6 protein-coding genes and 1 pseudogene are annotated in these 12,270 nt (G+C 68.6%); 3 read left to right on the plus strand and 4 right to left on the minus strand.

The features are described 5' to 3' along the window. Positions 1–12: 12 nt before the first annotated feature. Entirely contained in the window at positions 13–4,062 is a 4,050-nt protein-coding gene (locus BN971_RS00630; protein ID WP_090349963.1) for a bifunctional nitrate reductase/sulfite reductase flavoprotein subunit alpha, read from the minus strand. Positions 4,063–4,522: 460 nt separating this feature from the next. Here BN971_RS00630 and BN971_RS00635 point away from each other — a divergent pair, with 460 nt between their 5' ends. Continuing rightward, positions 4,523–5,002 (plus strand): LppP/LprE family lipoprotein, encoded by a 480-nt coding sequence (locus tag BN971_RS00635; RefSeq protein WP_085183486.1) that lies wholly within the window; start codon positions 4,523–4,525, stop codon positions 5,000–5,002. Between the two features lie 428 nt (positions 5,003–5,430). After that, positions 5,431–6,852, plus strand: a complete 1,422-nt coding sequence (locus BN971_RS00640; RefSeq protein ID WP_090349715.1) for an MFS transporter — start codon at positions 5,431–5,433, stop codon at positions 6,850–6,852. Here the strand turns inward: BN971_RS00640 and BN971_RS00645 are convergent. Further along, positions 6,842–8,794 carry an acyl-CoA dehydrogenase family protein gene (locus BN971_RS00645; RefSeq protein ID WP_085183453.1) on the minus strand — a complete coding sequence of 651 codons (1,953 nt, stop codon included), beginning with the start codon at positions 8,792–8,794 and terminating at the stop codon, positions 6,842–6,844. The two genes, BN971_RS00640 and BN971_RS00645, sit on opposite strands and share 11 nt — an antisense overlap. A gap of 138 nt (positions 8,795–8,932) precedes the next feature. Here BN971_RS00645 and BN971_RS00650 point away from each other — a divergent pair, with 138 nt between their 5' ends. Continuing rightward, on the plus strand, positions 8,933–10,072 hold the full coding sequence (locus BN971_RS00650; RefSeq protein WP_085183452.1) for an esterase-like activity of phytase family protein: 1,140 nt from the start codon (positions 8,933–8,935) through the stop codon (positions 10,070–10,072). On the opposite strand, the pseudogene BN971_RS26395 reads toward BN971_RS00650, so the two are convergent. Both BN971_RS26395 and BN971_RS00665 read right to left on the minus strand, forming a co-directional pair. After that, a pseudogene (locus tag BN971_RS26395) lies at positions 10,031–10,963 on the minus strand (ABC transporter permease); the annotation flags it as partial. The gene BN971_RS00650 and the pseudogene BN971_RS26395 sit on opposite strands and share 42 nt — an antisense overlap. A gap of 506 nt (positions 10,964–11,469) precedes the next feature. Continuing rightward, positions 11,470–11,976 (minus strand): MarR family winged helix-turn-helix transcriptional regulator, encoded by a 507-nt coding sequence (locus BN971_RS00665; protein ID WP_085182912.1) that lies wholly within the window; start codon positions 11,974–11,976, stop codon positions 11,470–11,472. Between the last annotated feature and the right edge of the window lie 294 nt (positions 11,977–12,270).

Here is a 12,270-nt window from a genome sequence, read left to right on the forward strand (position 1 = left end):
TGCGCGGTCGCCCTAGTAGACGTCGCGGTGATAGCGCTTGGCGGCGCTCAGCGACCGCACGTAATCCCTGGCCGCGTCGGGTCCGAGCCGGCCGTGTTCGGCCGCGATCTCGCAGAGCGTACGGTCGACGTCCTTGGCCATCGGGTCGGCGTTGCCGCAGACGTACAGCTGCGCGCCGTCCTGCAGCCAGCGCCACAGCTGGGCGCCCTTGGTCCGCATCAGGTGCTGCACGTAGACCTTGTCGCGCTGGTCGCGGGAGAACGCCAGGTCGAGTTCGGTGAGGAATCCGTCGGCGCGCATCTGCTCGATCTCGTCGCGGTAGTAGAAGTCGGTGGCGGCGTGCCGTTCGCCGAAGAACAGCCAGTTCGGGCCGGTGTGGCCGAGCGCCCGGCGTTCCTGCAGGAAGCCGCGGAACGGCGCGATCCCGGTGCCCGGCCCGATCATGATCATCGGCGTCTGCGGGTCACTCGGCGGCCGGAAGTTGCTCGACGGCTGCAGGAAGACGGCGATCCGGTCGCCCGGCGAGCGGTCGGCGAGATACGTCGAGCACACCCCCCGGCGCGGGACGCCCTGGAAGTTGTAGCGCACCGGCGAGACGGTCAGGTGGACTTCACCCGGGTACTGTTTGGGGCTCGACGAGATCGAATACAGCCGCGGCGCAAGCCGTTTGAGGACCCGCACCCACTCGTGGGCCGACGCGGAGACCGGCAGCTGCGCGAGCAGGTCGATCAACTGCCGCCCCCACGTCCAATCACTCAGGGCCGCTTTGTTTTCCGGCTTCAGCAGCTCGGCGAGCGTGGCGTCGCCCGTGCGCTCCTGCACGAACCGCAACAGGTCCCGGCTGAGGTGGGCGATCTCGAGTCGCTCGGTCAGCGCGGTGCGCAAGGACATCAGGCCGTGCTCTCCGACCTCGACCGGGGTCTGCCCGTCCAGTCCGGTCACCGACAGCCATTCGTCGACCAGGCGGTCGCTGTTGCGCGGCCACACCCCCAGCGCGTCGCCGGCCTCGTAGCGGACGGTGTCCTCGGGCAGGCCGAACACCAACTGCCGCACGTCCTTCGCCGACTTCGGATGGCTCAGCGTGACGTTGTGGATGATCCCGGTGATCAGGGGATTCTTCTTGCTGTAGCCCGGCGCGTGGGACTGGCTCGCCGGGCGCGGGCGCGCGGCCGTGGGCGCCGACGGCGTTGCAGCCGGCGCCGCACCGTCGCGCGCGCGTGTCAGCTCAGCGATCACCCGGGTCAACCAGGTGCCCGCGGACTCGTCGTAGTCCGGTTCGCAGTCGACGCGCTCGACGAGGCGGGTGGCTCCCAGCTCTGCGAGGCGCTGGTCGAGCTTGCGTCCGTGGCCGCAGAAGTCGTCGTAGTTGGAATCGCCCAGGGCGAGCACCGCATAGCGGGTGTCAGTGAATCCGGGTGCGCCGTCGGCGCTTAACGCCCGCCACAGGGCCGCACCGTTGTCCGGTGGCTCGCCGTCACCGGTGGTGCTGGTGATCAGCAGCAGCTCCCTGACCGTGGGCAGCTTGCCGGCGTCGAAGTCGTCCATGCCGTGCAGGGCGACCGGCAGGCCGGCCTCGCCCAGCCGGGCGGCCACCTCGCCGGCGAGCTCTTCGGCGTTGCCGGTCTGCGACGCCCACAGCACCACCACGGGTGCGCGCGCGAACAGGCCGGCGAGCAGCCCGTCCACCCACAGCCGGGTCGCCGAATCGAACGGGGCGCTCGGCGGCAGCGTGGGCACCCCGGCCCTGCGGCGGCCCGCCTCCGAACGCAGGCCGCTGACCAACCCGGCGAGATACGCGCGGCCGAGCGGGCCGAACTGCGGCGCCGGTTCGTTACCGATGCCGAGGAGCTCGGCGAGGGCGTCGACCTTGGCGGGGCTGACCGCGTCGGACGGCTCCGCGGCCGGATCCTGTTCGGCGACGGCGACCTTGGTCAGGGTGACCGCGCAAGCCTTGAATTCCAGTTGATGGGAGATGGGGTCGGCGGCGTCGTTGGTGACGGCGTTGATCGACAGGTATTCGCCGAACGCGTCGTTCCAGTGGAACGGCGCAAAGCAGTTGCCCGGCCGCACCCGGTCGGTCACGACGGACGGGAGCACGGCCCGCCCACGGCGGGAGGCAATTTCGAGCGGGTCGCCCTCGGTCACGCCCAGCCGGGCGGCGTCGTCGGGGTGGATCTCCACGAACGGCCCGGAATTCAGCTTGTTGAGCTTGGCGACCTTGCCGGTCTTGGTCATCGTGTGCCATTGGTGCGCGAGGCGCCCGGTGTTGAGCAGGAATCCGAAGTCGTCGTCCGGCATCTCCTGCGGCAGCAGGTGCGGCCGGGGGAAGAACACGGCGCGGCCGCTGGGCGTGGGAAAGGCCAGCCGGGGTGTCGAGCCGTCCTCGCGAACTAAACGGCTCTGGCTGACGCCGTCGTTCAGGTACCGAATCGGGTTGCGGTCGCCGCCATCCGGGGGGCAGGGCCACTGCAGCGGCGTCCGGCGCAGCCGGTCGTAACTGGTGCCGCGCAGGTCGTAGCCCGTGGCGAGGTTCGAAAACCGCTTGATCTCCTCGAACACCTCCTCCGCGGACTGGTAGCCGAAGGCGTCGGAATATCCCATCGCGCAGGCGATCCGGGCGATGATCTGCCAGTCCGGCAGCGCCTCGCCCGGCGCGGCGACGGCCGGTTGGAACAGCGTGAGGTTGCGCTCGGAGTTGACCATGACGCCCTCGGACTCGGTCCACAGGGCTGCCGGGAGCAACACGTCGGCGTACGCGTTGGTCTCGGTTTCGGCGAACGCGTCCTGGGCGATGACGAGCTCGGCGCCCTCCAGACCCTCAAGCACGGTCCGGCGATTGGCCACGGTGGCAACGGGATTGGTGCACACGATCCAGCACGCCTTGATGCGGCCGTCGGCCAGGCGGGTGAACATGTCGACCGTGCCGTTGATGAGGTCGCTGCGCAGCGAACCGCGGGGGAGGCCCCACTGGTCCTCGACGAAGGCGCGGTCGTCGGCGCGGAGCACCGAGCGCTGCCCGGGCAGCCCGGGTCCCATGTAACCCATTTCGCGGCCGCCCATCGCATTGGGTTGGCCGGTGAGCGAGAACGGGCCGCTGCCCGGTTTGCAGATCGCGCCGGTGGCCAGGTGCAGGTTGCAGATCGCGTTGGTGTTCCAGGTGCCGTGGGTGCTCTGGTTGAGCCCCATCGTCCAGCAGCTCATCCAGTTCGCGGCCTCGCCGATCCAGCGCGCCGCGGTGCGGATGTCGTCGGCGGGGATGCCGGTGATCGCGCTGACGTGCTCGGGGGTGAACTGCTCGAGGAAGCCGGGCATCGCCTCCCAGCCCTCGGTGAACTCGGCGATGAAGTCGTCGTCGGTGTGGCCGTTTTCGACGATCAGGTGCAGCAGGCCGTTGAGCAGCGCGAGGTCGGTGCCGGGCGTGATCTGCAGGAACAGGTCGGCCTTGTCCGCGGTCGCGGTGCGGCGCGGGTCGACGACGATCAGCTTGGCCCCGGCCTTGACGCGATCCATCATGCGCAGGAACAGGATTGGGTGGCAGTCGGCCATGTTGGCGCCGATGACGAAAAAGACGTCGGCGTGCTCGAAGTCCTGGTATGACCCCGGTGGTCCGTCCGCGCCCAGCGACAGCTTGTAGCCCGACCCCGCGCTGGCCATGCACAGCCGCGAATTCGCCTCGATCTGGTTGGTGCCGATGAACCCCTTGGTCAGCTTGTTCGCCAGGTACTGCGCCTCGATCGACATCTGCCCCGAGACGTACATCGCGAAGGAGTCGGGGCCGTGCTCGTCGATGATGTCCCGTAATCGTTGCGCGCACTGGGCGATCGCGGTGTCCATGTCGACCGGCTCGAGCGGCTCGCCGCGGTCGGACCGCACGTGCGCCGACTCGATCCGGCCCGGCGCGGCGAGCATGTCCGCCGTCGTCGCGCCCTTCGTGCACAGCCGACCGAAGTTGGCCGGGTGTTGTTTATTGCCAATCGACTTCGTGACGTGACGGCGCTCGCTTTGTGGGTCGCTTGTGACCTGTAACACCATGCCGCACCCCACGCCGCAGTAAGCGCACATGGTGTTCACGGCGTCAGTCGACGCCCTGGACTCCCTTGACACGCTTGACGTCCCTCCCTCTAGTGGCGCGTAGGGTCGGCTCCGCGCGCCGCAAAGTCCCGCGAAATCCCAGTCCCGCAAAGGCGTTGTGAGGCAATGCCGGAGCGCTGTCGAACCACGGCCGGCGAAGCCAAAAGCCAGTTCAACGCCAGTTAAAAGCCAGTGTGCGGCAACCATGTTTCCGTGCCGAGGCGCGAAATTTCGGCCGTTTTACGGCTTCCTCTCAACGGGCCGGGGGCCGTTGTGAATACACCGGGAGGTCGAGGTGCCGCGGATCGCGTCGTCGCAGGTCATCGTCGACCCGCCGCCGTTCTCCAGGCTACTGGCGGCGCCGCCGGGCCGCCCGCCCCAGCGGCGTCTCTGACCAAACCAACGGCAGTTTCACAGCCTTCGCTAAGCTCACCGCGTGCGTCGGCTGATGGTGATCCTGCTCGTCTTGCTGGCCGCCGGCTGCGGCGGGAAGGCGGCGACGACCCAGAACGGACCGACGACGAACCGGCCCGGCCCTTGCAAGGAATCCGAGGGGCCGACGGACGACACGGTGCGCCGGTCCATCGCCTCCGTCCCGATCGCGACCCCGGGCACCAATTGGGTCGAAATCGGCCGGGGGCACACGAACAACTGCCGCTTGTACTGGGTGCAGATCATCCCGACCATCGCCAGCGAATCCACTCCCCAGCAGTTGTTGTTTTTCGACCACAACACGCCCCTGGGCACGCCCACCCCGAACCCGAAGCCGTATATCACCGTGCTGCCGCCCGCCGACGACACCGTCACGGTGCAATACCGATGGCGGAAGGAAAAGGACGACGAGTGCTGCCCCACCGGAGTCGGCACGGTCAAGTTTCGCATCGGACCAGACAGCAAATTGCAAGCTGTCGGCAAGGTCCCGAACCAGTAACGTTGTGTTACAACGGGATCACACCGCTGTGAGGTGAGCGCCGCACTTCCTCCCGGCAAGATCGGGATTTTATGCGTGTTTCCTGCGACGAAAAGATCCGCTCCGCCTTGTAAAAATTACGAATGGCTACTCGCGTGCGGGAATATGCCGCGCGCGTCGCACGTCAATTGGTGGCCCGGGGCCCAGTGATCGGTAGCGGATCTTCACAGGCGTTATCCAGCGAATTCCTACCGCGAGATACGCGATTAACAGGCCGTTCCTGTCATCCTGAAAAACGTTGCCGGAAAGCCGCAGCCTACAAGCGGGCTGCCGATAGGGATGGGACGGCGTGCTGCGGTCCAGCCATGACCGAACGCCTTATGCACTGTCGCTGAGGCGATTCGAAAGCTACGTGCAACGCCTACGAATCCGACGTGAAAGGCAGGTTGATGACGAAGTCACGGCGCATCGTGCACTGGGATCCGGAGGATCAATCGGCGTGGGAGACCAACAACAGCGTCATCGCCCGCCGCAATCTGATCTGGTCGATCGTTACCTCGCACGTCGCCTTTTCGATCTGGTACCTGTGGTCGGTGATGGTGCTGTTCATGCCGCACTCCGTCTACGGTTTTTCCACCGGCGACAAGCTCCTGATCGGCGCGACGGCATCGTTGGTGGGGGCCCTCACGCGCGTCCCCTATGCGATGGCCAATGCCAAGTTCGGCGGCCGTAACTTGGCGGTTTTCTCGTCGCTGATACTCCTGATCCCCACTGCGGGAGCGATTTTCCTGCTGGCCAATCCGGGCCTGCCGTTGTGGCCGTATCTGTTGTGCGCCGCGCTGACCGGGCTGGGCGGGGCCAATTACTCGGGCTCGCTGGCCAACGCCGAAGCCTTCTACCCGCAGCGGTTCAAGGGCTTCGCGCTCGGTTTGACCGGCGGGATGGCCAACCTCGGGTCGGCGGCCATTCAGGCGGTCGGGCTGGTCGTGCTGGCCACCGCGGGCCACGAGGCGCCCTACTGGGTGTGCGCGATCTACCTGGTTCTGCTGTCCGTGGCCGGGCTGGGCGCGGCGCTGTTCATGAACAACCTGCACTACCGCATCGATACGACTCACCTCAAAGCCGTGTTCACGATCCCCGACTCGTGGGGCATCTCGTTTCTGTATCTGTGCTGTTCCGGGTCCTTCCTCGGTTTTGCCTTCGCGTTCGGGCAACTGCTCCAGCACAACTTCGTGGCCAGCGGGCAAAGCTATGGGCAGGCGTCCTTGCACGCCTCCGAGATCGCCTTCATCGGGCCGCTGCTGGGGTCGGTGGCGCGTGTTGTCGGCGGCAGGCTGAGCGACCGCTTCGGTGGCGGCCGCGTCGCCTTGGCCTTGTTGGCGGGCATGATCGTCGGCGGAGTGTTCGTCGTCGGCGTCAGCACCCACGATGACTTCACCCACGGGCCCAGCGGGCGCATGACGGTTGCCACGATGCTTGCCTACGTCGCCAGTTTCATGTGGCTGTTCGTCTTTTCCGGTGCGGGCAAGGCGGCGGTGTACAAGCTGATCCCGTCGGTGTTCGACGAGCGCAGCCGCACCCTTTTCGCCGGCGACACCGAACGCCGCGAGTGGGCGCGGGTGATGTCGGGATCGTTGATCGGCTTGGCGGGCGCCTGCGGGGCGCTGGGCGGGGTGGGGATCAACCTGGCCTTGCGCCAGTCCTATCGGAGCACCGGCACCGAGACGCCGGCCTTCTTGATCTTCCTGGGGTGTTACGTGCTGGCCGCCATCCTGATCTGGGCGCGCTACGTGCGGCCGCGGCAGGGCGTTGTGCAGGCGTCGGCGCAGCCGGGCTTGGAGATCATCGCCGAGCAGGCCGTCAGCCCGTGAGCGCGTCCGTCAGGTTCTCGGGGTGCAGCATCTCGGCATAGCGCAGCGGCTCCGGAATCCCGAAACCGTCGACGAGGTTCTGCGCGTGCGGGCGTAGCGCGCGGCACCGGTCGTTGATCCCCCGGGTGACGGCCTTGGCCCGTTCGGTGGACAGGAAGCGGTGCTCGATGTACCACGCCTTGTCATCCTCGATCACCGACAACGCGTACAGGTCGCACACGATGCCCAGCAGCTCGCGGGTCTCCTCGTCGGGGCACGCGTCGATCCCCGCCACGAAAGCCTCGAGCACCACCCGGTCGATGTGCGCGGAGGCGGCGTGCAGCACGTGGTCCTGCACCGTGTTGAACGCGTCGAAGGCCGACATCTCTTTGGATTTGGCCTGTAGCCGGCGGGCCACGGATGCGACCAGGTATTCCTCGCGGTCCTCCAGCATCTTGATCTGGGTCCCGCGGTTGAACAGGCTGCCCTCCTCCTCGCTGTCCTGCCGGGCATCCACGATCGTCTGGATGATCGCCTCGGCCGCAGTGCGTTTCACCACTCGCTCGCTGACGGTGCTGGCGGCGAAGCGCACCCATTCGACCGGGCTCATGCTGCGGATGTCATCGCGGTAGGCCGTCAGCAGTTCCTTGGCGACCAGCTGGGTGAGCACGTGGTTGTCGCCCTCGAACGTGGTGAACACGTCGGTGTCGCCGCGCAGCCCGATCAGCCGGTTCTCGGCCATGTAGCCCGCGCCGCCGCAGGCTTCGCGGGCCTCCTGGATCGCCCGGCTGGCGTGCCAGGTGTTGGCGGCCTTCAGCCCGGCGGCGCGCGCCTCCAGTTCGCGTTGCTCCTCGGCGTCGGGCGCGTCCGCGGTCTGGACGTCATGGCACTTGCTGACCAACTCGTTTTGGGCGAACTGCAGCGCGTAGGACTTGGCGATGAGCGGGAACAGGCGGCGCTGATGGACCAGGTAGTCCATGATGAGCACCTCGCCGCCGTCATCGGGGGCGTTGAACTGCCTGCGCTGCAACGCGTATCGGGTGGCAATGTCCAGCGCGACGCGGGCGGCGGCGCCCGCGCTGCCGCCCACGGTGATCCGGCCGCGGACCAGGGTGCCGAGCATGGTGAAGAACCGGCGGTTGGGGTTGTCGATCGGTGAGCTGTAGGTGCCGTCGGGTGCGACGTCACCGTATTTGTTGAGCAGGTTCACCCGTGGCACCCGGACGTGGTCGAACACGATGCGGCCGTTGTCGACGCCGGGCAGGCCGCCCTTGTATTCGCAGTCCGACGTCGTCACCCCGGGCAGGTCGTTGCCCTCGGCGTCGCGGATCGGGACCAGCAGGCAGTGCACGCCGTGGCTGACCGGCTCACCGTTCTCCTCGGTGATCAGTTGCGCGAAAACCGCTGCCATGGTGGCGGTTTCGGCGGCGCCGCCAATGTAGTCCTTGCGGGCGGTCGGGGTGGGGGAGTCGATGACGAACTCCTCGGTCGCGGGATCGTAGGTCGCGGTGGTCTCCAGCGACTGGACGTCGCTGCCGTGCCCGGTCTCGGTCATCGCGAAGCATCCGCGCAACTCCAGACTGATGATCTTCTTGACGTAGGCCTCGTGGTGGCGCTCGGTGCCCAGGTTCTCGACCGCCCCGCCGAACAGCCCCCACTGCACGCCCGCCTTCACCATCAGCGACAGGTCCGACATCGCGAGCATCTCGATCATCGTGATCGCCGCGCCGATGTCACCCGTGCCACCGTGTTCCTTGCGGAAGTTGTCGGCGGCGGCGCCGAACGCGGCCATGATCCGCATCTGCTCGGCGACCTTGGTGCGGGCGATCACCGTGTTGGGGGTGTAGTGCGGCCGGAACAGGTCCTCGCTCATCGTTGCCCGCAGCTGGTTCCTGGTGTCCCGCCAACGACCGTCCAGCGCGTCGCGCAAGTGGTGGGCAATGCTCTTGTTGTCTGACCCCATGATCCGACGTTAACCTCCCGCCGGCCGTGCGGGAACTACGATCGCGAAATAGTTTGCGGCCGCACAATGCCGGGTATCCGTTTAGCTTTTGCGCCGGGTGCCGGCTCGGTAATGCGACGCATCCCTTACGTTCTCGATATGACTCGTCGAGGGCGGCGCGCCCGCTTGGGCGTGTGCGGCCTCGTGCTCGTCGTGGCCTTGGCCGGATGCGCGCCGACGCGCCCGCCCGCCGCCGCCCCGGCGCGGCCGGCGCTGACTTACCTGGGCCAGGCCCGTGTCCCGTTCGGCGCCACCTTCGGCGGCACCGTCATCGGCGGTCTCTCGGCGATCAGCTATGACCCCGGCCGCCAGCTGTACTACGTGATCAGCGACGACCGTTCCGCGAAGAATCCGGCGCGGTTCTACACCGTGCGATTGTCGCTGTCGGACAAGGGAATCGACCAGGTGACGTTCGACGGAACCCACCCACTGCTGGACCGGTCGGGTCAGCCCTTCCCGCCGCTGCGGCTGGCCGCGCCGCCGCTGGTTCCCCCCGACCCCGAGGGCATCGCCTTCGACCCGGCCCGCCAGCGCCTGTACTGGTCGTCGGAGGGCGAGCGGCTGACCGAGGGGCCGGTGTTGCTGGACCCCTGGGTCAGGATCGCCGGGCTGGACGGTGCCTACCTGGGCGAGTTCACCCTGCCGCCCAACCTCGCCATGTCGGCGCAAAACACCGGGCCGCGGCGGAACCTGGCGCTGGAGGGGCTGACTTTGACGCCCGACGGCCGGTCGGTGTTCGCCGCGATGGAGGACCCGGGCTACAACGACGGACCCGACACCGACGGCGGAAACCGGGTGCTGACCCGCGTCACCAAGTTCGACGTCGCGACGGGCAAGCCCGTTGCCCAGTACGCCTACCCGATGGAAGCTCCCGCGCCGCCGGCGCGCCTCAACGGAGTCTCGGACCTCGTCGCGCTTTCCGACACGACGTTCCTGGTGCTGGAACGAGCGGATTCGGTGCCCCCGACGATCCGCATCTACCGCGCCGACATCGGCGCGGCGACCGACGTGTCGGCCCTGCCCTCGATGCGGCACGCGACGCTGACCCCGATGACCAAATCCGTGGCCGCCGACCTGTCCGCAACGCCCGGACTGGGGACCCCGGACAACCCGGTGGACAACCTCGAGGGCATCACCCTGGGTCCGAAGCTTCCCGACGGCCGCCAGTCGGTGGTGCTGGTCAGCGACGACAATTTCTCAGCCGGTCAGGTCACGCAATTCGTGTTGTTCGCCATGTAGCGACTTCTCGCGCGGCGCGCGCCGGGGCGGCCGCAGCCGGTACCGGACGACACCGGCGGAGATCGCGCCGAAGAGCACGAGCATGACGATGTCGAAGACCCACCAGCCGCTGTAGTGGGCCCACATCTGGGCGTTGACGGCCAAGGCGTCGACCCGGCGCAGATCGACCGTGGAGGCCGAGGCCGCGAAGCCCCACTGGGCCGGGACGAACCACGAGACCTGCTGGAACCCCCACTTGCTCACCAGCGGAACCAGGCTGCCGTCGAACAACAGCGATGCCAGGATGACCGGCAGCATCAGCGGCAGGACCTCGCGCAGCGAGTTGCCGAACGTGGACAGCGCCAACCCGACGATCGCCGACACGATGGCCGTGATGGCCACGCTCGCGTACAGCTCGACGGTGGAGTTATGCAGCAGGACGGCGCCGTGCACCGGCCCGCCCTTGACGGCCACGACGACGGCGAACACGACCGCCGACAGCAGCGCGGCGGCCACGCTGAACACCAGGACCTTCGCGGTGACGTACGCGGAGGCCGACAGCCCAACCTCCTGCTCGCGGCGGAACACCCGCCGTTCGGAGACCACCGCGCGGATGGTCAGCGCCGTGCCCAGGACCACCGCGGCGATGTTGAGGGCGGCCAGGATCTCGATGGCCTCGTGCGGGTTGTCGGCGCCCTGGGCCGGCCGCCCCAGGCCGGAGTCGCCGGGGATCAGCACCGCGAGCGCCGCCAGCACCAGCGGCAGGACCAACCAGAACAGGAAGTAGACGTCGTCGGCGAAGACGAGGCGAAGCTGGCGGAAGGCCAGCATCGCCACCTGCCGCCTCGCCGGCAAGGCGGCGGGCGGGGGCCACGGTCGGGGGGGCAGCCGGCGGGGGGAGCCGCGGCGGCGGGGGCGCGGGCGGGGCTGGCGGCGGCGGGTGACCGGGCCGCGGCGGCGGGCCGGGCGGTCGCCGCGGAGTCCCGGTCGGGGCGCCGACCTGGAAGACCAACCGGGCGCCGCGATGCGGATCGCCGACAAAGATCGCCTCGCCGTCCCTGATGTCGACGGAGGGCACCCGCACGCCGTTGACGAAGATGCCTTCGGCGCCGGCGTCGATGGCCACCCACCGCGTCCCGGTGAAGCGCAGGACCGCAGCCGCGCGCGCCGGCGTCTGCGCGGCGGGGTTGCCCGGGGGTCCCAGCAGGATGTCGGACCCGGGGCCGTGGCCGACGACCACGTCGCGGCCCGGGCCGAAGACGTACCGCGTCGGTCCGACCCACACGGTCAGCGGGGGGGCCGCGAAGGCGGAACCCTCGGTCCGCATTGCCACCCCTCCCGTCCCCTGCCCTGCCTCTGCGTGCCTTGCGCAGTCGATTAAGTGTTTACCCGCACCGACCGTCGGCAGCCACCCGACGTCACGGCACGTGCCTGCGGCCCACGGTCGAGGAGTTGTCGAGCAGGCGGCGCAACACCCCGACCGCCTCCTTGAGCACCTGGCGGTCCGCGGGCTCGAGCAGATCCAGCTGCGGCTCGATCACGGCGGCCCGGTCGGCGCGGACGGCGTCGAGCGTACGAATTCCCTCCGCGGTGATGCGGATGCGGACGGCGCGGGCGTCTCCGGGGTCGACCGTTCGGGTGACCAGGGCCGCCTCCTCGAGCCGCCGCACCTGCGTGGTCATCGTGGGTTGCGAGCAGTGGTCGACGGCGGCCAGGTCGCCGATGCGGGCTTCCCCGTGGGCCTCGATGGTGGCCAGGAGCCGGGCCTGCGCGGCGGGCAACGGCATCTGGATGCGCTGGGTGGCCAGCCGGTTGAGCCGTGCGACCACGGCGAGCAGGTCCGCCCCCAGGCCCGTCTCGGATGCGGGTTTGGCGTTGCCGGGCGCATCGACGACGGCCGTGTGGTCGGTGGCGGACGTGTCCATGCCTCCATGGTTGCATAGCTTTGCTATGCGAGACGAGCGGCGACGCTGGCTTGCGAAACTCCGATCGCCCGGTGTGCTGCGGCGACATGGCGCCGCGGCCTGGCAGAATCGGTCAAGTGATCGAGTCCGCCCCTTCGCCGTCGCGCCGCCGGGGCGGATCACTGCGACCCGCCGAAATGGCGCAGGCGTCGGTGATGGCGGCGCTGTGCGCCGTCACGGCGATCGTCTCGGTGGTGGTCCCGTTCGCCGCGGGCCTGGCGCTGCTCGGCACCGTGCCGATGGGGTTGCTGGCCT

Source organism: Mycobacterium bohemicum DSM 44277, assembly GCF_001053185.1.
GTDB lineage: Bacteria > Actinomycetota > Actinomycetes > Mycobacteriales > Mycobacteriaceae > Mycobacterium > Mycobacterium bohemicum.